Source organism: Streptomyces sp. CB01373, assembly GCF_002803075.1.
Taxonomy (GTDB): domain Bacteria; phylum Actinomycetota; class Actinomycetes; order Streptomycetales; family Streptomycetaceae; genus Streptomyces.
The window spans coordinates 19,285-41,837 of record NZ_NNBK01000025.1; the positions used below are offsets into that span (position 1 = coordinate 19,285).

Annotated in this window: 20 protein-coding genes and 6 pseudogenes; 9 read left to right on the top strand and 17 right to left on the bottom strand. The window is 70.4% G+C overall.

Annotated features, from left to right (window positions below):
* Nucleotides 1-238: 238 nt before the first annotated feature.
* From CG719_RS31955 to CG719_RS31965, 3 genes are all read right to left on the bottom strand, one after another.
* Entirely contained in the window at nt 239-1,117 is an 879-nt protein-coding gene (locus CG719_RS31955; RefSeq protein ID WP_100572201.1) for an ABC transporter substrate-binding protein, read from the bottom strand.
* Between the two features lie 104 nt (nt 1,118-1,221).
* Nucleotides 1,222-1,977: an SDR family NAD(P)-dependent oxidoreductase gene (locus CG719_RS31960; RefSeq protein ID WP_100572202.1), complete on the bottom strand. Its 756-nt coding sequence runs from the start codon at nt 1,975-1,977 to the stop codon at nt 1,222-1,224.
* Complete coding sequence (locus CG719_RS31965) at nt 1,974-2,600, bottom strand: TetR/AcrR family transcriptional regulator (protein WP_199836863.1); 627 nt, start codon at nt 2,598-2,600, stop codon at nt 1,974-1,976. Before CG719_RS31965 ends, CG719_RS31960 begins: the two co-directional genes overlap by 4 nt.
* Nucleotides 2,601-2,722: 122 nt before the next feature.
* Between CG719_RS31965 and CG719_RS31970 the strand changes: the two are divergent.
* From CG719_RS31970 to CG719_RS31985, 3 genes and pseudogenes are all read left to right on the top strand, one after another.
* A pseudogene (locus CG719_RS31970) lies at nt 2,723-3,644 on the top strand (NADP-dependent oxidoreductase).
* A 616-nt stretch (nt 3,645-4,260) separates the two neighbouring features.
* Complete coding sequence (locus tag CG719_RS31980; protein WP_100572204.1) at nt 4,261-5,715, top strand: dihydrolipoyl dehydrogenase family protein; 1,455 nt, start codon at nt 4,261-4,263, stop codon at nt 5,713-5,715.
* A 172-nt stretch (nt 5,716-5,887) separates the two neighbouring features.
* Entirely contained in the window at nt 5,888-6,586 is a 699-nt protein-coding gene (locus CG719_RS31985) for a VOC family protein (RefSeq protein WP_100572205.1), read from the top strand.
* A 33-nt stretch (nt 6,587-6,619) separates the two neighbouring features.
* On the opposite strand, the pseudogene CG719_RS31990 reads toward CG719_RS31985, so the two are convergent.
* Nucleotides 6,620-7,342 (bottom strand): annotated as a pseudogene (locus CG719_RS31990) (IS982 family transposase); the annotation flags it as partial.
* Nucleotides 7,343-7,468: 126 nt separating this feature from the next.
* Between CG719_RS31990 and CG719_RS31995 the strand changes: the two are divergent.
* Nucleotides 7,469-8,119 (top strand): annotated as a pseudogene (locus CG719_RS31995) (transposase); the annotation flags it as partial.
* Between the two features lie 71 nt (nt 8,120-8,190).
* Here the strand turns inward: CG719_RS31995 and CG719_RS32000 are convergent.
* The 3 genes and pseudogenes from CG719_RS32000 to CG719_RS32010 form a co-directional block, all read right to left on the bottom strand.
* A pseudogene (locus tag CG719_RS32000) lies at nt 8,191-8,507 on the bottom strand (transposase); the annotation flags it as partial.
* A 21-nt stretch (nt 8,508-8,528) separates the two neighbouring features.
* Nucleotides 8,529-9,032 carry a DUF3885 domain-containing protein gene (locus tag CG719_RS32005; protein WP_100572265.1) on the bottom strand — a complete coding sequence of 168 codons (504 nt, stop codon included), beginning with the start codon at nt 9,030-9,032 and terminating at the stop codon, nt 8,529-8,531.
* A gap of 217 nt (nt 9,033-9,249) precedes the next feature.
* On the bottom strand, nt 9,250-9,597 hold the full coding sequence (locus CG719_RS32010) for a hypothetical protein (protein WP_234375860.1): 348 nt from the start codon (nt 9,595-9,597) through the stop codon (nt 9,250-9,252).
* Between the two features lie 239 nt (nt 9,598-9,836).
* On the opposite strand from CG719_RS32010, the gene CG719_RS36895 reads away from it, so the two are divergent.
* Nucleotides 9,837-10,118: an HIT family protein gene (locus CG719_RS36895; RefSeq protein ID WP_100572206.1), complete on the top strand. Its 282-nt coding sequence runs from the start codon at nt 9,837-9,839 to the stop codon at nt 10,116-10,118.
* Nucleotides 10,115-10,801 (top strand): hypothetical protein, encoded by a 687-nt coding sequence (locus CG719_RS32020; RefSeq protein WP_100572207.1) that lies wholly within the window; start codon nt 10,115-10,117, stop codon nt 10,799-10,801. The genes CG719_RS36895 and CG719_RS32020 overlap by 4 nt, the downstream gene beginning before the upstream one ends.
* A gap of 331 nt (nt 10,802-11,132) precedes the next feature.
* Here CG719_RS32020 and CG719_RS32025 read toward each other — a convergent pair.
* The 5 genes and pseudogenes from CG719_RS32025 to CG719_RS37255 form a co-directional block, all read right to left on the bottom strand.
* Nucleotides 11,133-11,995 (bottom strand): annotated as a pseudogene (locus tag CG719_RS32025) (DUF3592 domain-containing protein).
* A 3-nt stretch (nt 11,996-11,998) separates the two neighbouring features.
* The gene (locus tag CG719_RS32030; RefSeq protein ID WP_100572208.1) at nt 11,999-13,102 is read right to left on the bottom strand and encodes a hypothetical protein; all 1,104 of its coding nucleotides are present in this window, start codon (nt 13,100-13,102) and stop codon (nt 11,999-12,001) included.
* Nucleotides 13,103-13,390: 288 nt separating this feature from the next.
* Nucleotides 13,391-13,981: an SMI1/KNR4 family protein gene (locus tag CG719_RS32035; protein ID WP_199836865.1), complete on the bottom strand. Its 591-nt coding sequence runs from the start codon at nt 13,979-13,981 to the stop codon at nt 13,391-13,393.
* Entirely contained in the window at nt 13,978-14,571 is a 594-nt protein-coding gene (locus CG719_RS32040; RefSeq protein ID WP_234375861.1) for a hypothetical protein, read from the bottom strand. Before CG719_RS32040 ends, CG719_RS32035 begins: the two co-directional genes overlap by 4 nt.
* 345 nt (nt 14,572-14,916) lie before the next feature.
* Entirely contained in the window at nt 14,917-15,045 is a 129-nt protein-coding gene (locus CG719_RS37255) for a hypothetical protein (protein WP_267895378.1), read from the bottom strand.
* 209 nt (nt 15,046-15,254) lie between these two features.
* Here CG719_RS37255 and CG719_RS32045 point away from each other — a divergent pair, with 209 nt between their 5' ends.
* Nucleotides 15,255-15,677, top strand: a complete 423-nt coding sequence (locus CG719_RS32045; RefSeq protein WP_100572209.1) for a SpoIIE family protein phosphatase — start codon at nt 15,255-15,257, stop codon at nt 15,675-15,677.
* Nucleotides 15,678-15,728: 51 nt separating this feature from the next.
* Here CG719_RS32045 and CG719_RS32050 read toward each other — a convergent pair whose 3' ends face one another.
* From CG719_RS32050 to CG719_RS32065, 4 genes are read right to left on the bottom strand one after another with little or no spacing between them, the layout of a single operon-like run.
* Nucleotides 15,729-16,397 (bottom strand): response regulator, encoded by a 669-nt coding sequence (locus tag CG719_RS32050; RefSeq protein WP_100572210.1) that lies wholly within the window; start codon nt 16,395-16,397, stop codon nt 15,729-15,731.
* Nucleotides 16,394-17,662: a histidine kinase gene (locus tag CG719_RS32055; RefSeq protein ID WP_199836870.1), complete on the bottom strand. Its 1,269-nt coding sequence runs from the start codon at nt 17,660-17,662 to the stop codon at nt 16,394-16,396. Before CG719_RS32055 ends, CG719_RS32050 begins: the two co-directional genes overlap by 4 nt.
* Before the next feature lie 59 nt (nt 17,663-17,721).
* Nucleotides 17,722-18,573 (bottom strand): hypothetical protein, encoded by an 852-nt coding sequence (locus CG719_RS32060; RefSeq protein WP_100572212.1) that lies wholly within the window; start codon nt 18,571-18,573, stop codon nt 17,722-17,724.
* Nucleotides 18,570-19,508, bottom strand: coding sequence for an ATP-binding cassette domain-containing protein (locus CG719_RS32065; protein ID WP_100572213.1), 939 nt, complete (start codon nt 19,506-19,508; stop codon nt 18,570-18,572). Before CG719_RS32065 ends, CG719_RS32060 begins: the two co-directional genes overlap by 4 nt.
* A gap of 147 nt (nt 19,509-19,655) precedes the next feature.
* Between CG719_RS32065 and CG719_RS32070 the strand changes: the two are divergent.
* A pseudogene (locus tag CG719_RS32070) lies at nt 19,656-19,880 on the top strand (integrase core domain-containing protein); the annotation flags it as partial.
* Between the two features lie 79 nt (nt 19,881-19,959).
* On the opposite strand, the gene CG719_RS32075 reads toward CG719_RS32070, so the two are convergent.
* Entirely contained in the window at nt 19,960-20,550 is a 591-nt protein-coding gene (locus CG719_RS32075; protein WP_100572215.1) for a helix-turn-helix transcriptional regulator, read from the bottom strand.
* Between the two features lie 464 nt (nt 20,551-21,014).
* Between CG719_RS32075 and CG719_RS32080 the strand changes: the two genes are divergently transcribed.
* On the top strand, nt 21,015-22,535 hold the full coding sequence (locus tag CG719_RS32080) for a DNA primase family protein (RefSeq protein WP_234375862.1): 1,521 nt from the start codon (nt 21,015-21,017) through the stop codon (nt 22,533-22,535).
* Nucleotides 22,536-22,553: the final 18 nt, after the last annotated feature.

The following is a 22,553-nucleotide window of genomic DNA, read 5'->3' on the forward strand; positions in this document are numbered from 1 at the left end:
CTCCTTTAAGGCGTGTCCGGCGGATCATGCTGCGGCTGGAGCGGCGAAGCGGGCCATCTCACTACGAGCGTGGGATGTTTGAGTACCACGGGTGGATCACGGTCAGGGAGACCGCGGCCGATGACGACGATGAGCCCCGGCTGCGGCAGTCCCAAACGGCCTAGCGGCCGCAGGGGTCTCTGCGTGGGCGGACTTGAGACACTGCCCGCGCTTTGGCAACGCCGGCGGCGCCGGGCTTCTAGGGTGTGGTGGTTGCGGTGCGGTAGACCTCAGCTGCCGTGACGGTGGCGGGGACACCGAGTTCGGCGGCGACCGCGGTGATCGCGCTGTCGCCGACGGCGAGGTCGGCTTGGCCGTCGATGGTGAAGTACGGTGCGATGAACCTCTCGTAGTGGGCTCGGACTTCATCCTCGGTCTGTCCGCCGAGGAACGTCCCCATGTGCCGCACGGTGGTGTCGGGGGCGTTGTGGATCACCTGCAGAGCGCGCCGGTGGGCTCGTACGACGGCCTGGGCCGCGGGGTCGTCCGGGTCGATGTAGGTGGGGTCGACGGCCACGCCCACGGTGGGGATCTGGAAGTGGTCGCCGACCCAGGCCAGCACCTGCCAGCCGTGCTCGGCGGCGACTGCCTCGGGCGCCATGGTGCTGCCGACGTAGGCGGCGTCGATCTTGCCCTCGCGCAGTCGGCGCAGGTCCATGCGGTAGTCGCCGGGGGAGCGGACGACGGTGTGGACGTCGCGGTCGGGGTCGAGGCCGGCCTGGTGCAGCACGATCCGGGCGAAGCACCCGGGTGGGGTGTGGGGGGCGTGTACCGCCAGTCGTTGGCCGGCCAGGTCCGTCAGGGAGGTCAGGCCGGGGCGGGCGAGGAACCAGAACAGCGGGTGGTGGGTGTTGATGTTGAGGGCGACCCACGGGGTGCCGTCGGTCAGCCGGGACAGCAGTGCCCGGCCGAGCCCGATGGTGGCGCAGCGGCGCAGCCGTTCGATGTCCCAGGTGCAGCCGTCGCGCAGCGCGACGTGGACGCCCTCGTCGGCGTAGAAGTCCTCCTGGTCGGCGATGTAGGCGACCAGTTCCTCGTGCAGGCCCCGCCCGGCATAGGCGAGATCGATCGTATACATGAAGCTGTTCCTTGATCGTGTCATCGCCGCGTCGTCCTGCACGGGCGCGGTACGGCGCGGCGTATGGTGCTGAGGTGACGGTGCGGCGGATGCCGGTCGGGCTGTCAGTCCATCGACATTCCGCCGTTGACCGCGGCCGTGGTGCCGGTCATGAAGGTGTTGTCCTCGCCGGCGTAGAAGGCGACCGCTTGGGCGACATCGGCCGGGCGTGCCAGGCGGCCCACGGGGGTGAGGGCCACCTGCCGCTGCTTGATCTCCTCGTCGAGCGCGGACCCCATGCGGGTGTCCTCCACCGGGCCGGCTGCGACGATGTTGACCGTGATGCCCTGCGGGCCCAGTTCCTGGGCGAGGTAGCGGGCGAACTGCTCCAAGGCGGCCTTGGCCGTGCCCAGCGCGATCATGCCCGCCCGAGGCCGGCGGCTGAGGCCGGTACTGATGTAGATGATGCGTCCCCAGCCCTGTTCGCTCATGGCGGGCAGGACGGCCTTGGTGACCGCGAACGCCGCATACATCTCGGCGTCGATCTTGCCGCCCAGTTCTTCCCACGTCATGTCCTGGAACGACTTCACCGCATACGGGATCAGCGCGTTGTGCACGAGCACGTCGATGCCGCCCCACGCCGCCCGGACCTGCTCGACCATGCTCTCGACGGCCGCTGCCTCGCGGACATCGGCCTGCACGGCCATGGCCTGCCCGCCTGCGGCCTCGATGCCGGTCACGACCTCGTCGGCCGCCTTGGTGTTGCGGAGGTAGTTGACCACCACGCGCATCCCTCGCACGGCAAGGAGACCCGCGGTGGCCGCACCGATTCCGCTGCTGGCCCCTGTCACCAATGCCACCCTGCCGGTTGCCCCAGTCATGGGTTCACCTCCTGATCATCATCGCGGGCCGTCGGAATGACCGCCCGGAGTTGTTCGTCGTCGGTGCCGAAATGTGCTGGGCGGATCGCCCCGCAGAGCGCGGTGTCGACGGTCGCCCGCAGCAGATCGGCCACGGTCCAGTCCAGTTCGCGCGGCAACTGCGAGTTGAGCAGCCGCTCCAACGCGCCGCGAGTGATCTCACTCAGCAGCTCAGGCGGCGCCGACACCAGTCCCCGACGGTGCCCGTCCCGGAACAGCTCGTCGAGCCGCCGGTAGACCACCGCGTCCACACGCTGCTCCACGTACTGGCGCAGCATCGCATCGCCCCGCCCCGTCGCAAGCTGAGCCGCGCCGATCCGCCCGAGCTCACTGCCTGCCGCGATCAGGAACCGCTGTACCCGCACACCGAACAGCTGCCCTTCCGTGTCCTCGGCCGCCGCCGCCAGCGTGCGCTCCACCGCCGCGAACTGGCGGTCCAGCACCGCGGTCACCAGGCTGCGCTTATCCGGGAAATGGCGGTAGATCGTCTTCATGCTCATCCCGAACTCACGAGCGAGATCGTCCATGCTCACCCGTGCGAGACCCGGCGCGAAGAACAACCGACCGGGCGCCTCCACGATCACGTCAGCACGCTGCTCGCCACCCTCGGAAACTTGGCAGGCGGGCTGCGGGAGTCCGAGGCAGCCTGTTTCCGACTGTTCGAAGGGGGGCGAAGCCTGAATCACCACTGGAGAGAGGACCTGGCATGCAGGCCGTCGTCGTTCGAGACCGCGCCCCCGGTGTCGAGGGAATGTCGCTGACGGAGGTGCCCTACCCCACCTCGCCGAGAACGACGTCATCGTGCGCGTGCATGCCGCTGGGTTCACCCCGGGGGAACTCGCCTGGTCGGGAACATGGACGGATCGCGCCGGGCGCGACCGGACGCCGAGCGTGCCTGGACACGAGCTGTCGGGCATCGTTGCCGAACTCGGGTACGGCACCACCGGTCTCTCGGTGGGCCAGCGGGTGTTCGGGCTGGCCGACTGGACCCGGGACAGCTCGCTGGCCGAGTACACAGCGGTGGAGGCTCGCAATCTGGCCCCGCTTCCGGCGGACGTCGACCACACGGCGGCCGCCGCACTGCCGATCTCGGGGCTGACCGCCTGGCAGGCCCTGTTCGAGCACGGTCGGCTTACCGCAGGGCAGACCGTCCTGGTCCACGGGGTCGCGGGCGGCGTGGGGTCGATCGCGGTGCAACTCGCGCGTGAGGCGGGGCGCGGGTGATCGGCACGGGCCGGGCCGGCGATTGGGACACCGCTGTCGGGCTGGGCGTGGATGCCTTCGTGGATCTGCAGGCCGATCGGCTGGAGGGCGTCGGGGAGGTCGATCTGGTCCTCGACGTGATCGGCGGCGAGGTCCAGGAGCGCTCGGCCCCACTGGTGCGGGCCGGGGGCACGCTGGTCACCATCGCCTCGCCGCCCGAGGTCCGTCCGCGGGACGGCCGGGCCGTCTTCTTCGTCGTCGAGCCCGACCGTGCCCGGCTCGCGGACCTGGTCCAGCGGCTCAGGGACGGACGGCTCAAGCCGATCGTCGGCGACTTCAGGGCGCTGGCCGAGGCACCCGCCGCGTTCGCCCCCGGCCGCCAAGCCCGCGGCAAGACCATCATCCGGGTCATGGACGGCGGATAACCGGCGGCAGGGCGCGCGGACGCCTGGCCCCCGGTCCGCCTACACGGCCCAAAGCCCGGGCCGCACTTGCGCTGCCATGCCCGGTTCGTCATTTCCGTGCCATAGTCGCAGCTTTGGAAGATGGCGGGGATGGTTCTCACCGGCTCCTGTCGGGGTGTGGCGGGCGGCCGGCCTGCACGTGCAGGGCACGTACGGTGTCGGGGCACCCTCCGCATCAGTGGTGGCTCGGGTGCGTCGGGCGATCCGCCCGAGGTCCGTGCCGGGTTCGGTGCAGTGGCGCAGGATGGTCTCCTTGCTGACGCCGTTGCACTGACGTACCACGGCGGTCTCGGGTGCGGCTTCGGCCGTCGGGCGGTCGGCGAGGTCGAGGAAGAGCAGGGTGCGGCGATCGGAGGGGACGGGTTCTTGGCGGTCGAAGAGCCGGATGACCCGGCCTGCGGCGCGGTTGTCGCCGAACAGGATGGCGCCTGCCAGCCGATCCTCTGCGTGGGCCGTCAGGGGGACGGATGGCCGCTGTTGGTGATTCCTACGGCCAAGTAGGACGGCTGTGTGCGCACCGCGCGGTTACATGAGCTGGGACGTGGCCCCGTCCGCCCCTACCAGACGCGAGGGAGCAATGAGCGAAGCACGCGAGAACCAGGAACGCGGCACCTACGACGTGGTCGTGCTGGGCGCGGGCCCGGTGGGCGCGAACGTCGCCGACCGCGCCCGCGCCGCCGGCCTCACCGTGGCCGTCGTGGAACGTGAACTGGTCGGCGGCGAATGCGCCTACTGGGCCTGCGTCCCCAGCAAAGCACTGCTGCGGCCGGTCATCGCCCTCGCCGACGCCCACCGGGTGGACGGCGCCCGGCAGGCCGTCACCGATCGACCCGACACCGGCCGGGTCTTCACCCGCCGCAATCACTACGTCAATGACTGGGACGACACCGGACAGGCCGAGTGGGTGAAGTCCATCGGCGCCGACCTGTACCGCGGCCACGGCCGCCTCGACGGCCCCCGCCGCGCCACGGTCACAAGGGACGACGGAGCGCGCCTGACCCTCACCGCCCGGCACGCGGTGGCCATCGCCACCGGCAGCCGACCGGCCCTGCCCGACATCCCCGGCATCCCCGAATCCCGGCCTTGGACGAACCGGCACGGCACCGACTCCAGCACCGTGCCCGCCCGGCTCGCCATCGTCGGAGGCGGGGGAGTCGGCGTGGAGATGGCCACCCTCTGGCAGGGCCTGGGCTCCCAGGTCACCCTGCTCGCCCGCCACCGCCTGATCCCCCGCATGGAACCCTTCGCGGGCGAGCTCATCGCGCGCAGCCTCACCGAGGCGGGTGCGGACGTGCGGATCGGCACCCAGGTCACCGCCGTGCACCGCCCAGACCCCACCGGGCCCGTCACCCTCACCCTTGACGACGGCAGCGAACTGCAGGCCGACGAGGTCATGTTCGCCACCGGCCGGACCCCCGCCACCGAGGACATCGGCCTGGACACGGTCGGCCTCACCCCCGGCGCATGGCTGAAGGTGGACACCACCGGCCTGGTCCGTGACGTCGACGGCGCATGGCTGTACGCCCTCGGCGACGTCAACCACCAGGCCCTGCTCACCCACCAGGGCAAGTACCAGGCGCGGACCGCCGGCGACGCCATCGGCGCCCGCGCCGCAGGCCGCCCCCTCGACGACGGCCCGTGGGGAGACCACGCCACCACCGCCGACCAGCACGCCGTGCCCCAGGTCTTCTTCACCGACCCCGAGGCGGCCTCCGTTGGCCTGACCGCCGAACAGGCGGCCCAGGCCGGCCACCGCATCCACACCGTCGACCTCGACTTCAACGCCGCCCTGGGCGCCAACCTCTACGCCGACAACTACCCAGGCCACGCGCGGATGGTGGTCGACCTCGACCGGGAAGTCCTGCTCGGGGTGACCTTCGTCGGCCCCGGAGTCAGCGAACTGCTGCACTCGGCGACCGTGGCGGTCGCTGGCGAGGTCCCGCTCAAGCGACTCAGGCACGCCATCGCCTGCTTCCCGACCGTCAGCGAGATCTGGCTCTTCCTCCTCGCCGCCTACCGCAACCGCACCTGAGCACTCTCTGTGCGACTCCTACTCGACCGCCGCGTTCGCCTGTGAAACACGCGGTCGTCCGACGGTCCACCTGCGGCGATCACGTTTTCAACGACTGGGCATCTGAGACGAGTAGTTCCGAAGTGCCGAATGATCGAGGGGAGTTGTCGGAGCTGCACGCTACGTTGAGCGCATGACCTGCGTGGAGAGCAAGATCGAGCGCATCAGGCCGCAGCAGTTCCACGAGACCGCCGGCGTGGAGGACTGGCGCGTCGTGGGCGAGGGAGCGTGTGCCTACTTCAGCACCGGCTCGTTCGTGGCCGGCGCCCAGTTCGTGCAGGCGATCAGTGAGCTACCGGGAGTTGCGGACGATCACCCGGACGTCGACGTGAGGCAGGGGGGCGTGATCGTACGGCTGATCACGGTCACGGACGACTACTACGGGCTGACCCAACGGCACGTCGAGCTGGCCCGGCAGATCTCGGCGGTGGCCCGCACGCTGGACATACCAGCCGATCCGTCCGCCGTGCAGACCGTCCAGATCACCATCGATGCTCTCGCCGGTCCCGACGTGGTGGCGTTCTGGCGTGCCTTGCTCGGTTACCAGGACCGCGCGAGCAGTGGCGAGGACCTGATCGACCCGCGCCGCCGCGGGGCACCGTTCTACTTTCAGCAGATGGATGCACCGCGCCCGCAGCGCAACCGGGTCCACGTGGACGTGTGGGTGCCGTACGACCAGGCCGAGGCCCGGATTGCCGCAGCGCTCGCGGCCGGCGGCCGCTTGGTGAACGACGCCGACGCGCCGTCGAACTGGGTGCTGGCCGACCCCGAGGGCAACGAGGCATGCGTCGGCGTGGCTGGCCCGCCCAGGCCAGCCACAGACCGCTCGTGAATACTTGCCCGACGGGACACGGTCCCGTGACGGTCAGTGATCGAATGCGATCAGCGGCCGTAGGACGGGGACGTTGGTCTTGTGGTTGTGCCAGATCGCGGCGGCCATCGCGAGGATGCGCTGAGCGACCCGGACAGCGACGCCTTCGAAGCTGCGTCCGCCGTGCTGTTCGAGGTCCAACTGCCCCTTCAGTGTGTCGTTGACCGACTCGATCAGCTGCCGCACCGACTTCAGCAGGGACTCGCCCTTGCGGCGCTTCTCCCTCCTGAAGGACGGCCGGAGTAGTGGAGCGCCTCGCATCGCGAGGTCGTTCTCGAACTCCTTGGAGGCGAAGCCCTTGTCCGCGATGACCAGCAGCCCTGGGCGGTCGGTGGCCAGATGCGGCTCGCGCTCCAGCATCGAGGCCAGCACTTCCCGCTCGTCGATCTTCGGGTTCGCGAGTGCCCATGTGATGGGCATGCCGGTCGGTGTGCAGACCAGATACAGGCGCAGACCCCAGAAGAACCGCGAGTGAGAGGCGCAGTACCCGTATCCGGCCCGGCCGGCCATATCCGACCGCTTCACCGTGGTTCGGGACATGCCGCACGGCACCGGCGTGGAGTCGACGATCCAGTGGTTGTCGAACCAGAAGTCGCTGTCCACGAGGAGCAGCCGTATCGCCTTCTTGACTAGCGGCAATGCGGCCCGCAGCCGCTTGTTGTATCCGGGCCGCTTGGGCAGGTACGGAAACAACGAGCCCAGGTTGGCGTGGGCGAACGAGCAATGCTCATGACTTGTGGATCGTCCCTCGGGAGGGCATGCGAAGGGCGTACCTTCCCGATGATCCTGTGATGGTCACCAAGTCAGGGCCCGCGTTGCCGCGCGGGTCAGGAAGGCACGCCCATGCTCAGCGTAATCAAAGAGGACGGCTCCACGTCCACCGGATCTCTGATCGACGAGATCGTGCGGGAAGGTGCCCGGCGGATGCTCGCCGCTGCCCCTGAGGTAGAAGTCGACCAGTACATAGCCGAGTTGACGGCCGAGCCGGACGAACGCGGCCGCCGCCTGGTGGTGCGCAACGGCCACCACCGCCCCCGCACCGTGACCACGGCCGCCGGCTCTGTTGAGGTACGGGCGCCGCGGGTCAACGATCGTCGCGTCGACGAGGAAACCGGCGAGCGTCACCGGTTCTCCTCCAAGATCCTGCCGCCCTGGTGCCGCAAGTCCCCGAAGATCAGCGAAGCCCTCCCGCTCCTCTACCTGCACGGACTGTCCAGCGGCGACTTTGTGCCCGCACTCGAGCAGTTCCTCGGCAGCTCGGCCGGCCTGTCCGCGGCGACGGTCACCCGGCTCACCAGGCAGTGGCAGGACGACCACGCCGCCTTCCAGAACCGCGACCTGTCCGCCACCGACTACGTCTACGTGTGGGCCGACGGCGTTCACCCCAAGGTCCGCCTCGGCCAGGCCCACTCCTGCGTCCTGGTCCTGATGGGCGTCCGCCTGGATGGCACCAAGGAACTGATCGCGCTCGCGGAGGGCCTGCGGGAGTCGACCGCCCGACAGCGCCTCGAACAAGAACACGCCCCCGCGGCGTAAGCATCGAGTGTCCAAGATCACGGGGAAGCTTCATCAGTGATCTTCGCGGCGGCTTTGGGCCATTTGGTGCCGTAGTCCTTCGCGAACGCGCGGGCCGCCTGCTCGGCATGGGCCCGATCTCGGCGTTGTAGATCTCCTGCAGGGCCTTGCGGGCCCCGGTGTGCACGGACTTCGGCAGGGAGTTGATCACATTCCTGGTCTTGTGAACCCAGCACCTTTGGTACCTGGCCTACGGAAACACCTCCGCCAGGGCCCGCCACAGGCCCATCGCCCCGTCCCCGACCACCAGGGCCGGGTCCTTCATTCCCCGCCGCCGGCAGTCGCGCAGCAGGTCGGCCCATGATTCGCAGGTTGGGACCCTGACCCGTCAAAGCCCCGACGGACTTCTGGAAAGCCAGTGGGCATGCCGCTCGCGCGTCAGATCCCGTTCCGCAGGCGTGGTGAGGAAGACGTCAGCACCTCCGTCGTAGGGGTAGTGGATGCGCCGCATCTGAATGTCGGTGACGAGAACTCCCGCGACCTTGTCGTCAGCAATGTCACGGAGCAACTCGTCGAGGCAGCCATGTTGCCAGGCCCGTCGGGCGGCAAAGAGATGGCAGTAGGTACGGAACTCCGGGTCAGGATCGTCCTCCACCAGCAGGCTCTGCCAGTAGGCAGTGTCGGGCAGGTATGGCGGAATGTCGGCTTCGGTCGTCCAGACCGGTGTGATCACGTACACATCCCTACCGGAGAACAACTCGTCGAGGACCGTGTTGTACCGCCCCAGGACGACGGCGTACTCGCTTTCGTCCTCTGGGTATCGCTTCGACTCCGGCAGGCTGTGGAAGCGAACCCAGACATTGCGGTAGGGCTCGCGGAGCTTGTAACCCACCGGCGGGCAGTCAGGCCAATGCTGCTGCCACAGGTCCGTCAGGACCGTCCGTACGTCTCCAGTCACCTGCCGCACTCGTCCTCTCGGGCATGGGCTCCCGTCGAAGACCATGATGCCCGGCACCCACCCACCGAGAGAGCGGCCGTGATGTCGAAGTCGAGCACCTCCACGTCCACCTCCCCCGCGCGCCGAAGCCGACCGCCCCGTGAGCGACGCATCAGTAGTCGCCCTGGTAGCCGCCTTCGAACATTGAGCCGATGTTGATCCACTGGAAGGCGTCTTTCCAGGCCGGATCGCGCTTCATCCAGCCGATCATTGCTTCCGCAGCTTTCTCGCGGGAGATGGTCCGGGTTTGGTAGTGCTCGGACGGAACGCCGTCGCGGTATTCCAGCTGAAACGTGTTGTCCTCGCGCAGCCATACCTGGACATACCAGTCGCCTGGCTCCTCCTCCACCCGCTCAAGCACCAGCGAGCCATCTCGCTTGAGGTCGCCCACCCTCGCACCGACCATCGGCTTCGTCGGCCGCTTCGACAGCACAACCGAGCCACTCTTCAACACCAGCATGCCGAGATCATGCCGGACGCTGCCGACATCCGTAGTCCGGAAAAGCGCACTCGCAATCGCCGACGCCATCGGGAACCGGATGCGGGAGGCCGGCGTCCAGGTGCAGGTCACCCACCACCACATCAACCGGCCGCCGGTCCCCCGCAAGCACCCGCGCCCCGACTGCCCGTTCTGCCGGATCATCCACGACGGCGCCCCGGCCACGATCGTCCACGAGTGGACCGACTGCCCTCGCGATCGTGCCTCGCAGCGGCGGCTGCGCCGACAGCCACCTCCTGGTCCTGCCCCGCGGCCACGTCGCCGACTTCACGACCGACTCCGTCGTCTCCGCCACCGTGCAGCTGCGCGCCGCCGAACTCGCCGCGCAGATCGGCGGCCAGTGGAACTACCTCACCTCCTGCGGCCCGGCCGCGACCCAGACAGTGTTCCACCTCCACGGCCACCTCGTACCCCGCACCGCCGGCGACGGCCTCGCCCTGCCCTGGCCCCACCCCACCCGCGAACAGGAGCCCACCCGATGATCCGTCGCTTCCGCCGCTGCGGCCACGCCCCCGGCACCCTCACCCCCGAGGACCAGGCCGCCGTCGACGCCTTCCGCGCCACGCTCACCGCCCTTCGCAACCCCCAGCCCTGGACACCCGGCGGCGCCCAGGACATCGCCGTGCGGATCGGACCGTTCGTGGAACGCGCCCACACCCGGCCCGGCGACGACCACGGCCCCGACATGATCGCCGTCGCCCTGGTCCACCCCGACACCCCGCACGCCGGCGCCTACCTCCACGGCCGCCAGCTCGGCTACACCGAACGCGGCTGGCAGCGTTGCGAGACCACCGCGATCCTCGGCATCTGGCAGCCCGGCTGCGCGATGCTCACCCACGCCGCCGCCAGCCTGCCCCTGCCCGACGACGTCGGCATGGAACCAGCGCACTACGCCCTCTACATCGAAGCCCGCAAACGCGACGACAGCCTCGACGGCTACACCCTGCTGCGCCTCGGCCCGTACACCCAGACCCGCCACGCCCAGCAGGACCACGACCGGCTCACCACCGCGCTGGAGGGGCGGGAGACCACCGCCGTGCCCGGCTACCGCGTCGGCGCACGGTACGCGCCGTTCGACGTCAGCGACCACCAGCTGTTCGCCGACCCGTACGAGGCCGACGCCGTGGCGCTCCTGGACGCCGCCGTCGCGGGGGTGAGCGCTTGACCGCCCCGGCCCTGTACGAGATCGAGACCAGCGAGGGCGACGACGGCACCATGCACCCCGCCGAACAACTCTGGACGCCCGGCGAGGACGCAGGCGGCCTGGTCGGTGCCGTAGAGCACGGCGCTCGGATCGCGTACGGTGCCGATGAACAACTGGCCGGGCCGGGCGGGCTTCTTGTAGTGCGCCAGTGCCCCGAGCCACCGCAGCGGCACCCGGAGCTCGGATCTGCCCATGGTGAACAGTTCGAACAGCCCTCGGTCCACGCGCAGATGCAGGTTCTCGTAGTCGAACGTCAGCGGCTCCATGGCGGGAAGATAGCCCGGCTCCCGGGTCACAGCGCGACCATCCCCACCACGGCCGCCGCCGCCACGACCAGCACACCCACCACGTTGACGGCCATGTCCCGCTTCCAGGAGCGGCGTTCGGCCTCGACGTCCAGGACGAAGAGGGCCGGGTCGTCGGGGGCGTAGTGGATCGTGAGGTTCAGGCCCCGTGATCCGGCGGGGTCCGGGATTCCGGACTCGCAGTAGGCCGTGACCTTCCTGCCGTCGAGGGTGGTGAAGGTGACGACCGGCATCAGGTTGGTCAGGGTGTGGCCGTCGTTGGAGTCGACGGTGACGCTCTTGAGGACGGCGACGACACGGCCGGATGCGGCGGCCATGGCGGCCAGTTGGTCGATACGGCGGTTCCTGTCGCGGATGTTCCCGGGCAGGTGGTACAGGCCGGAGAGGGCCCAGGGCCCGCAGAAGCCGAGCAGCGCCCACGGCCAGCCCCAGTCGATCGCGGCGACGGCGACCAGACCGGCGTAGACGAGGAAGAGCGCGAAGTTCGCCCAGCCGAGGCCGCGCCCGGCTTCGGAGAGGTGGTTGGCGAACCGGAAGGCGTGGGGTCTGCCGCGCGGACAATGGACCCCGATCTCCCGGCCCGTCCAGGCCACACTGATCCTCTCGCCGCGCTCACCCTCGTTGGTGACGGTGAACTCCTGCCCGGTGGACGGGTCCTGGAAGGAGGCGACCACGGCTATCCCGTCGCTCGGGGAGCTTCCGTGCCGGGGCTCGTCCACCCGCTCGATCCGTCCGTCGCCCAGACCGTCCGCTGCGCCCGGGTCATCCCGGCCAGCGACCTCCCGTATCCGACCAGCGCCCACGCGCCGAACACCCCGCACCACAGCACCAGATACACATGCCAGTCCATGGATCAGCCTCCTGCCGAGACGCGCCGAACGACCTTGCCCTGCCCGTCCGCCTCCAGATAGGCGGTGCCTTCGGAGCCGGTCACGGAGACCCTGAGGGCCACCCTGCCGGTGAGGCGGTCGGCGGTGAGCTGCCAGGTGCGCGGGGAGCCGACGCCGAGCGTGGTCGTGGCCTCCTTCACCAGGGCGGGGACACGGTCGTACGGCATGGAATCCAGGTCGAGTCGGGAGGCCGCCTGGGTGCCGGTGGGGGCGAAGACGACCGTCAGCAGGCGTTCCTGTACGACGACGGTGAGCGCCCGCTGCTTGTCCTCGCCCTTGGCGAGCGCGGCGACGGAATGGCCCAACCTGCCCTCGTCCAGGAAGGATTGACCGGGGCCGAGGGCCACCGTGCCGGACGCCGACGACACGGTGGTCGTGGACGACGAGGAGGTGCTGGAGGAGGAGACCGAGGGCCGCGCGGTGTCGGTGTCGTCCTGGGCGAACAGGTCCGCGCGGAACAACAGGACGACCAAGGCCGCGCCGAGCAGCAGACCGAGGAACCCGACCAGGGTGGCAGCGCAGCCTTCCAAGGGATCGCTCGCCCGGGCCGGTCCGGGTGCCGAGTCGAGGCGGGCCGAGGCGGCCCGTTCCTCCCAGTCCGGTGTCGGTCGTTTGACGATCCTCACCTTCAGCGGCCGGTCCGGCGGGTACTGGACGACCAGGATGCCGCGCGGCCTGTAGTCGGGCAGGTCGGCGAGGTTGATGTCCTGCGTGAACTCGACGCGGTACGCCGGTGCGTCGTCCGGTGTGACGGTGAGGTCGAACTTCACCGGTATGTCGCTCGTCTCACCCCCGACGGCCTCCAGGCTCTCGATCATCGCGAGGGCCAGGTGCGGCGGGATCTCCGCTTCCCGGGCGCGCCTCGGCAGGCCGGCGAGGTAGCGGATCAGGACGTAGACCGCGAGCAGGCACGCTCCCCCGACGATCAGCGGCTCGTTCTCAATGACGACCCCGACGACGACGGCCGCCAGGAACGCCCCCGTCACGCCACCCGTGAGGAACCCCCGGGCGAGCGCGACGGGCCTGTTGTGCGTGGGCGGCGGCGAGGCGCTCGTGGTGATCGTCATACGGGCGATTGTGCTGGGCTCAGGTGACGTCCGGTAGACCTCAGTATGATCTTCCGGCAGGTACCGGCGCTGAGCTGGTGCTGCACGGCGCTGAGTTCGCCCGGTGTCGGAGTGGCCAGTGCCAGCCGGAGTCACTCGCGGTCGATGCGGACCGGTGGCGAACGCGTCCGCTGTTCCTCAACCCCCGGCTCACAGCGGCAGAAGCACACCTCACGCTCCCACCACAAGCCCTCACGTGACGTCAAAACAAAGGCTCTGGTCCACTTTCTGTGGCGCGACCACGGAGAGTCAGATCTTCGGTGCCAGTCGATGTCTGTTTGGATGGCTGCGAAGTTGCGGCGAAGTGAGTTCGAGCGCCCGGTTGTCCCGACCCCGGGCCATGTGGTCAAGCCACCGCTCGTACCAGGCAAGAAAGTCCTGCGCTGAGGAGACGTTGGGTCCCCGGTAGCCATCGCTGTTGCCGATGACGACACGGCCTGTAAGGGGGCCAGTAAGGGCCAGGAGACAGACATCTGTGCAGCCCATCTCGATGATGTGCAGGAAGAGGTCCCCTTGCTCCGCGCTGCTCGCCTCGTCGAAGCCGCGCGGCGTGCCCGGATCCGAGCTCTTCTGCATGGCGAACAGCGTGCAGCTTTGCAGGGACTTGAGGCCGTAGAAGGGTGCTGCTCCGGATCCGCCGATGTGCAGGAGCCGCTGGCACCGCACGTAACCCGGTCCGCCCCGGCAGTACCGGACGGCATCGACGCCAGCGATGGACAGGGCCGTCTCGACGACGGCCGAACGCTGACCCTCTGACGGCGGATCAAAAGTGACCCACTTGGTGATCTTCGTCTGACTCTGGCCTTGGTGATCAAGGTCAGGAGGGAAGGTGATCCTCAACGTAGTTGACGGAAGGGCAGCGCCCCGAAGATCCCAGGGCCTACACGCACACCAGTGCGATGCCGCAGGTCAGAACCCCGGGGCATCGCACCCCAATGCGTGTAGGGCCTGGGAGCGGTGCGCTGGCCCCGGACAGCGAAGGACCCCGGGCCGCCCTGCGCCCCGGGGTCCTGTCGCCGCTCTCGCCGCCGCTCCCAGTCGTCGGGTGCGCTGCCCACCCACGCGATCGGCCGGCCCTCGCTGTTGCGGCCCCAGCGCGGTTCCTCCATCGAGGTCTCGTGCCCGTCGGGCAGGACGCAGATCCGCCCCCAGCGGCCGTGCTTGCCCGCGCAGAGCCCGGCGAGCCCGTCTGCGTCGCCCTCCGCCACGGCCTGGTCGTAGCGGTCCTGGAACGGCTGGAGACGGGCGCCCAGCTCCGTGCCCAGCTCCGTCTCCGCCGCCTCCACCCGCTCCCGCGCCTCCCGCACCCCCGGGTCGGACAGCACAGCCGAGATGACGTCCTCCGCCTCCGCGAAGGCCCTGGTGCGGGCGTGCCGCCGCACGGCGTCCTGCACCCGCTGCCCGGCGGCCTCCTGGTCGCCCGCGCTCATCACGCCGCTCCTTCCGTGGCCGCCCACTCCAGCCCGAGGCCGGCGAGCGCGGCGAGTGTGGCGTAGCTGTTGTGCCTGCTTATTGATCTTGGTTGTGGCCTGCTGTTGCTCAGCTGTACCGGGCGGTATGCCTGGTCCGCGGGGGGAGGGATGCCCGAAGCGGAGATGCCAGCGTTGGATGGCGTGTGGGCTGAGCTGGCCTTTTTGTGCTGCGCAGTGAGCTGGGTGCTGCGCCGGTTTTTGCGCAGTCTGGTTGGCGCGCCTATTGGCACGGTACGCACGGGAGTTGTCGGTTGATGTGCCGGGGCCGGGGCCGGGGCCGGGGGCAGTGAGGGCGTGTGTGGTTCAGCGGGTGGTCAGGCGTTGCCGGAGCAGGTCATGGTCGGCGGGTTCGAGGCGGGCCAGTTTGAGGCGGTTGGCCAGGTTGTGGAGGAAGGCGGTCTGCTCTGCGCGTGTCAGGGGGTGCGGGGGCACGGTCGAGCCGGTCGCCGACGGCGTGACCGAGGCGGTCGGCCACCACGTCCTGCTGCTCGGCGTAGACGACGTGCCTGACCTGCTGCCCGCTGTGCTCCGGCTCGGCGGCCGTCCGGCAGGACGAGGGCCGGTCCTGGCCCCGGCGTTCGGCCAGGGCGCGCAGATGGGCCTCGGTGTAGGGGACGGCAGCCTTGGGAAGTTCGCCCTGGATGTCACCGCTTCACCGCAGGGTCGTACTGGGTGGAGCAGGCGCCGCCACCGACGGCGTCATCGAGGCCCGCGCCCCACAGGGCGACTTCTTCCCGCTGGCCGAACGAGCCGTCTCCCGGTCGCACGACAGCCCCCAGGCATTGCTCCACCACCTGCGCACCGACCTGCTCGCCCACGTCGGCGGACATCTGAACGACGACGCCGCCATGGTCGCCCTGCAACGCACCCCTCGGTCCCACGCCGACAACTGTGCGACATCCCGTGAGCCCCTGAGCCCCCGCTGGGCCCCCTGCGCCCACAGGGAACGTAGCGGCCCGGCGTCCGCGCCGACCAGTGCGCCGTCACCCGCGCAAGGGTGGAGGTCACGCTCCCGCAGTTCGCGCCAGGGCGCCGCCCCCACCGACCGCCCCCACCATCCCTGAACCACGCACGCCCCTCCCACCAGGGCGGATGAGGGCAAACGGCGCCGCCGCTCAGTCCCCATGAGGCCGGGCCAGGCCGTGGTCATAGGCGAAGATCACCGCCTGGATGCGATCGCGGGCGCCGATCTTGGCCAGGACGCGGCCGACATGAGTCTTCACCGTGGACTCCGACAGGACGAAGTGGGCGGCGATCTCGCCGTTGCTCCAGCCCTTGCCGATGGCGACGAGGATCTCGCGCTCACGGTCGGTGAGAGAGCTCAAGCGCGGGTCCTCAGCGGAGCCGTCGCCGCCGAGCGGCACGAGACGGGCGAACTCGTGCAGGAGACGACGGGTGAGCGCGGGGGCGATCACAGCGTCTCCGACGGCCACGGCCCGGATGCCCGCAAGGAGTTCCTCGGGGCGGGCGTCCTTGAGGAGGAAGCCGCTGGCTCCGGCGCGCAGAGCCGCATACACGTACTCGTCCAGGTCGAACGTGGTCAGCATCAGGACGCGGGAGCGATCGCCCGCGGCGACGATGCGGCGGGTGGCCTCGATGCCGTCCATGCCCGGCATGCGTACGTCCATGAGGACGACGTCGGGGCGGAGTTCGGCGGCTCTGCGCACCGCTTCCGCTCCGTGCGCGGCCTCGCCCACCACCTCAGTTTCGGGCACCGAGTCCAGGAGTATGCGGAAGCCGTACCGCTGGAGCGGCTGGTCGTCCACGATGAGCACAGTGGTCACCGGGCACCGCCCTGGGGAGTGAGGTCGAGTGCGGCCCGTACCGTCCAGCCGGCGCCCTCGGGACCCGCGCTGACGTGTCCGCCGTAGAGAGCCGCTCGCTCCCGCATGCCCACCAGGCCGTGTCCTTCCTCGTTCGCCGTGCCGGTACGGTCGGCCTGGACGAGCGGGCCGGAGTCCTGGACGGTGATGGTCAGCCGCGTGTCCTCCATGGCGACAGCCAGGTTCGCACGCGCGCCGGCGCCCGCGTGCTTCAGGGTGTTCGTCAGGGCCTCCTGCGCGATGCGGTAGACCGTGAGCTGGACCCCGCTGTCGAGGGCGTCGACGTCTCCAGCGGTACGGTAGACGACCTCCAGGCCGGCGGCGCGTACCCCTTCGCACAGTGCGTTGATGTCCGCGAGACCGGGCTGCGGGCTCAGCTCGGGCTCGGTCGGCGGGCCGTCTGCCTCGCGCAGCACGCCGAGCACCCGGCGCAGTTCGCCCAGGGCCTGCCGGCCGGTGTCGCCGATGAGGTGGAGGGCCTCCTTGCCCCGCTCCGGAGCGACCCCGAAGGTATAGGCACCCGCGTCGGCGAGCGTGATGATGACGGACAGGTTGTGGCCGACGACGTCGTGCATCTCGCGGGCCACCCGTGTCCGTTCGGCCGCGACGGCGAGTTTGCCGCGCTGGTCGCGTTCGATCTCCAGCCGGGCCGCACGGTCCCGAAGCCCGGCCAGCTGCGCCCGCCGGATACGGATCACCAGGCCGAGCGCGAGGGCCGCGGTCGCCGTGCTGAGCAGGAAGAACAGCGCGTCCCAGACCGACACCGCCGCCGACACCCGTGCCGCGACCAGGCCGAGCGCGCCCGCCGTGGCCACAGAGGCCCACGGCAATTGCCGTAGCCGCCCGTGCAGGGCCAGGCTGTACAGGGCGACGAAGAGGGCGACGTCCGCGCGGAGCGCGGCGCCGAGGGACCACTGGAGGACGAACACGGCCGCGATGGCGCCGAGCGCGACGGCGGGCGCCCGGCGCCGCCACAGCAGCGGCAGTACCAGCCCGGCCTGCAGGGCCAGCATGCCCGCCACGGGCAACCGGGTGAACACCAGGCGGAAACGGCGCGGGCCGTCGCCCTCCCCGTCGATCACACCGACCGCGTGCAGCAGGTCCGGCAGGCAGAACATCAGGAAGACCAGCACCACCACCGCGGTGTCCAGCACCCACGGACGGGCCCGGTCGGCGTGCCGGATCCGCCGGCCGGCCCGGCCGAGCCGGGCGACCAGCGGACCCATCCCGCTGAGATCTTCGGTGGTCACGGAGTTCACCAGGCCATGATGCGGGTGGCTGCTGCTCAGACGTCGCTGCGCCGCAGCCGGTACGCCGCTCCGGCCAGCGCCAGTGCCGTCCAGCCGAGGAAGACCCAGAGCCCGGTGCCCGGCGACAGGGTGGTCGAGTCGTGGGTCAGGGCAAAGATCGACTCGCCGGCGTGGCTGGGCAGGTAGGGGTCGATGTTCCCGCGCCATGAGCTGGGCAGCAGGGAGATCAGTCCGGGTACGAGCATGAAGGCGGCGACCAGGACCGAGATACCGCCGGCCACGGACCGCAGGAGCGCGCCCAGGGCCGCGCCGATCACGCCGACCAGGCCCAGGTAGAGCCCGGCGCCCAGCAGGCTGCGCAGGACACCGGCGTGGCCCAGGCCCATGGCGGCGGGCGTGCTGGAGACGATCTGGCTGCCTGCGAGGAAGGCGACGAACACGCCGACGGTGGCGATCACCAGCGCGATCAGCCCGTACACAGCCGCCTTGGACCACAGCACGGGCAGCCGGCGCGGCACCGCGGCCATGGTGGAGCGGATCATGCCGGTGGAGTACTCGCCCGCCGTGACCAGCACGCCGAGCACACCGAGGGCCAGCTGGGCGAAGTTCGTGCCGAAGAGGGACAGACTCACGGCCGTCGCGTCGGCGAAGTGGCCGTCCATGGGGCGGCCGGAGTCGATCCCGGACTTGTAGCGGCTCGCGGCGATGACACCGAAGGCGACGAGGAACAGCAGGCCCAGGCCGAGAGTGATCCAGGTGGAGCGCAGAGACCACACTTTGGCCCACTCCGAGGCCAGCACGCGCCGTCCGGTTACCCGGTAGGCGGGACGGGCCGGCGCGGCCTGGGCGGTCTCGGGGGACTCGGGGGTTGCCGTGAGGGTGCTCATGCCGCGCTCCCGGAGGTCTCGGTGCCGGTCGTGGAGCCGTGGTACTCCACGGCGTCCCTGGTCAGTTCCATGAACGCCTCCTCCAGCGACACCGCCTTCGTGGTCAGCTCGAACAGCGGGATCCTGTGCTCGGCCGCCTTCAGCCCGATCTCGCGCGCGGACAGCCCGGTCACCTGCAGTTCCTCGGAGCCCACGCGGCCGGTGATCTCCACGCCGTCTCCGGCCAGTACGTCCCGCAACCGTGCGGGGTCGTCCGTCGCGACCTTCACGGCGTCGCCGCCGGCCTCGCGGACCAGGTCCCGTACGGTCGTATCAGCCAGCAACCGTCCACGCCCGACGACGATCAGGTGATCGGCCACCAGTGACACCTCGCTCATCAAGTGCGAAGAGACGAACACGGTGCGCCCTTCCCTCGCAAGGGAGGTGAGCAGGTTCCGGATCCAGAGGACGCCCTCGGGGTCCAGTCCGTTGACCGGCTCGTCGAGCATCACGGTCTGCGGATCGCCGAGCAGGGCGGCCGCGATGCCGAGCCGCTGGCCCATGCCGAGGGAGAAGGCACCGGCCCGCTTCTTCGCGACGCTGCCGAGACCCGCGAGGTCGATGACCTCGTCGACCCGGCGGCGCGGGATGCCGTGCGTGAGGGCGAGCGCCCGGAGGTGGTTGTAGGCCGAGCGGCCCGGGTGGATCGACCTCGCCTCCAGCAGCGCCCCGACCTCCTGGAGCGGCGCCCGGTGGCGGGCGTAGCGCTGTCCGTTCACCGTGACGGACCCGCTCGTCGGCGCGTCCAGCCCGACGATCATGCGCATCGTCGTGGACTTGCCCGCCCCGTTGGGGCCGAGGAAACCGGTCACCGTGCCCGGCTTCACGGTGAAGCCCAGCCCGTCAACGGCTGTCTTCTCCCCGTACCTCTTGGTGAGCTGCTGTGCCTCGATCATTCGCGTTCCCTCTTTCGGACTCCGGCGCGCCCTGCACGCCTGACGCCTCCTCCGTCACACTAAGTCCGCGATCTGCCGCGTCCGGTGGTACCGGGGACTGAACAGCGCCAGGCAGGTGGTACCGGGGTACTACAGCCTGGCGCCCTCGACAATGCCCTGATGGAGTCCACGATCGGCCTCTTCAAAACTGAGTTGATCAAGCCCCGTCGGCCCTGGAGGACACTCTCCGAGGTCGAGCTGGCCACCGCCGAATGGGTCGACTGGTACTGCCACCGCCGACTGCACGGTGAGATCGGGCACATCCCACCCGCCGAATACGAGACCAACTACTACCGAGCAACCACGAAACCCCAGGTCACAGTCACGACCTAGAGTCTCGATCAAACCCGGAACGGTTCACCGCGCTGAACGGCCAACCACCCGCCAGCCGCGTCCCCAACCCAATCCGGTGTTAGCGGTGCTCGGTGGCCGGGCAGCGTCGCGTGAAGACACCTATCCCCAACACGGTCCTACAGACCTCCTGTGAGAGCGGTGCTCCCCGGCACATCCCGGTCACCGCAGTGCCGCCGGTGTGGTCCATCAGCGCCCTGATCAGGTCGGCCGGTACGTCCCCTTCCCCGCGGGCCACGGCGGTCACGGCCCGTACCAGCCGGGGCCCGGTCGCCTCGTGCCGCCACGCCACCGCCCCGATCCCGCCGGCGATGATGTCCGCCAGCCCCGACTGCCGTAGCCGGGCCGTCACCAGCACCGCGCGCAGACCCTTGGAAGCAGCGCCGGCGCACCACTGCGTCACCGTCTCGTCGTCCGCGGAATCGGCCACCAGCAAGGACACCGTGCCTGGCCGGGAGATGTCACCGACCAGCGCGACCGCCCGCTGGTCGGCCAGGTGGGCCCTGACCCCCGCGTCGGACAGCGGGTCCGACGCGTGCAGCAGGACCGGGACCGGGGACTTGCCGCCGAGGCGCTGGAAGGCATGGGTCGGGTATCTCCCTGGTGACGCGAGCGTGGTGTGGCGGATGCCGGTGTGTGCTGTTGGCGGCATCCGCCGGTGTCTGCAGCAGGGTGCTCCCCGCGCGGCGTACCGCGGGGCGCGCGGGTGCCACCAGGTACTGCCGTACCTCCTCATCCGGCTGTACGACGGCTGTCGGGGTGCGGTTCACCCCCTCGTGTCCCGCACTTCCGGTGTTCTCGGCCCGGCCGGTTCCGTGTTGCCGGCCCGGCCGGTCCCGTGGACGGCACGGCATTGGCCGGTCCGGTCCCGGGGCGTGGGTATTTCCCGGACGACACAGGTGAACCGGATCCGTTCTGCGGTCGTTGGGCAGGAGGAAGGGCGCCATCGTGGCGGCCGGGTGGATTGCCGCCCCGCCGCCGGGCGTCGGCCGCAGCGTGGCGGCCCGGTGCCACCCGCCGCCGCCCCGGGTGTCCCCCCGTATCCGTCCGGTTTGCCTGTACCGCCGTCCCGAGGACCGCCGACGGGCCGTCAACTCTTGCCGAGAGGAGTACGCAGTGACCCGTGCATCCGAGCCCTTTGCCGCCTTCGTCGTGCGGACACCACGGGGCGCAACCGCCCCTGCCTCCTGGGCCGGCGGCTCCGTGCCACCGGCCCGGGGTGGCGGGGAACGCGGCGCACACCTGGTGAACCGCGGTGACCCTGGGCTCACTCCCGACAGCCTGAGCTACCGGGGCAACGCCAAACTCTTCGCCGACCGCCACCGGCACGACTTCCGACACGTGCCCGGCCTCGGCTGGTACCGCTGGTCCGGCCACCGGTGGGAAGCCGACGACAGCGAGAGCGTGCTGTGGGCCGCCGGAGCACTGGCCGAAGCCCTGGCGGAGACGGACCCCACGGGCCGGCACACGGACGCCGCGCTGCGCCGGCACCGGCGCCAGTCCCTGTCGACACCCGCCATCAGAGCCATGCTTGAACAGGTCCAGGCCGCGCCCGCCATGGTGCTGTCGGCCGCCCTGCTCGACGCGGACCCGCACAGCCTGTGCACCCCGGGCGGGGTGGTGGACCTGGCCACGGGCGAGGTGAGTCCCCCCGACCCCGAGCGCCATCTGCACTCGCGTGCCACCACCGTGCCGGTACGTGCCATGCCCATCCCCCGCTGGGAGCGGTTCCTGCGTGAGACCCTCGGGGAGGGGGGCGACGGCACGGAACTGATCGGGTACCTGCACCGGCTGCTGGGCTACTCCCTGACCGGGGACGTCGAGGCCCAGGTCCTGCCCTTCCTGCACGGCCTCGGACACAACGGCAAGAGCGTGCTGCTCGGTGTGGTGCTGAGACTGCTGGGCGACTACGCCGATGCTGCCCCGCCGGGCTTCCTGATGGCTCACGAGTACGAGGAACACCCCACCGACCTGGCGGAACTGCAAGGGCGCCGGGTGGTCGTCTGCGCGGAGCCGCGTTTCGGTGACCGCCTCGACGCGGCGCGCGCGACCTTCCTCACCGGCGGCGACCGGATCAAGGCGCGGCGCAGCGGCCAGGGAATCTTCGGCTTCGACCCGACGCACAAGCTCTGGCGGGTCGGCAACCACCGGCCGGAGGTGTCGGTGGGCGATCCGGCCCTGTGGCGGCGCATCCGGGTCATCCCCTTCCGGCACGTGGTGACGGACGAGCGACGGCTGGACAACCTGGCGGAGGTCCTCGTGGCCGAGGAAGGGCCCGGCATCCTGCACCGACTGGTCACCGGCGCCGGCCACTACGCGCGCGGATCGCGTGACCTCACCGGCCCGTCCTTGGTGCGGCAGGCCACCGCCGCCTACGTCGACACCGAGGACCACGTCGGTCGCTTCCTCGCCGAGCACCGCGCCGACGCACCGTCCGGGACCGGTGGCGTGCAGTCCGGGCTGTACGCCCTCTACCGGCACTGGTGCAGGCTGGAGGGCTGCTGCCCCGCGCCCCCGCGGGCCTTCGCCGCACGCCTCCAGGAGACGGCCGGCGCCCGCGGGGAGCGGGAGACGTTCCCGGCCCACCCGCACACGTCCACGTCCGTGTCGGGCGGCGCTCTCGGGCGGTTCTCGTGAGATCGCTGCCCGCCGGCC

What these genes read in the sequence shown, in the direction of transcription:
- CG719_RS32065 (WP_100572213.1), bottom strand. Translation starts at nt 19,508, where the DNA reads ATGATCGAGGCACAGCAGCTCACCAAGAGGTACGGGGAGAAGACAGCC.
- CG719_RS32060 (WP_100572212.1), bottom strand. Translation starts at nt 18,573, where the DNA reads ATGAGCACCCTCACGGCAACCCCCGAGTCCCCCGAGACCGCCCAGGCC.
- CG719_RS31985 (WP_100572205.1), top strand. Translation starts at nt 5,888, where the DNA reads ATGACCTGCGTGGAGAGCAAGATCGAGCGCATCAGGCCGCAGCAGTTC.
- CG719_RS32030 (WP_100572208.1), bottom strand. Translation starts at nt 13,102, where the DNA reads ATGACGATCACCACGAGCGCCTCGCCGCCGCCCACGCACAACAGGCCC.
- CG719_RS32055 (WP_199836870.1), bottom strand. Translation starts at nt 17,662, where the DNA reads ATGGGTCCGCTGGTCGCCCGGCTCGGCCGGGCCGGCCGGCGGATCCGG.
- CG719_RS32010 (WP_234375860.1), bottom strand. Translation starts at nt 9,597, where the DNA reads ATGCTGGTGTTGAAGAGTGGCTCGGTTGTGCTGTCGAAGCGGCCGACG.
- CG719_RS31955 (WP_100572201.1), bottom strand. Translation starts at nt 1,117, where the DNA reads ATGTATACGATCGATCTCGCCTATGCCGGGCGGGGCCTGCACGAGGAA.
- CG719_RS32045 (WP_100572209.1), top strand. Translation starts at nt 15,255, where the DNA reads ATGTCACCGCTTCACCGCAGGGTCGTACTGGGTGGAGCAGGCGCCGCC.
- CG719_RS31960 (WP_100572202.1), bottom strand. Translation starts at nt 1,977, where the DNA reads ATGACTGGGGCAACCGGCAGGGTGGCATTGGTGACAGGGGCCAGCAGC.
- CG719_RS32020 (WP_100572207.1), top strand. Translation starts at nt 10,115, where the DNA reads ATGATCCGTCGCTTCCGCCGCTGCGGCCACGCCCCCGGCACCCTCACC.
- CG719_RS32075 (WP_100572215.1), bottom strand. Translation starts at nt 20,550, where the DNA reads ATGCCGCCAACAGCACACACCGGCATCCGCCACACCACGCTCGCGTCA.
- CG719_RS31980 (WP_100572204.1), top strand. Translation starts at nt 4,261, where the DNA reads ATGAGCGAAGCACGCGAGAACCAGGAACGCGGCACCTACGACGTGGTC.
- CG719_RS32040 (WP_234375861.1), bottom strand. Translation starts at nt 14,571, where the DNA reads ATGAGCGCGGGCGACCAGGAGGCCGCCGGGCAGCGGGTGCAGGACGCC.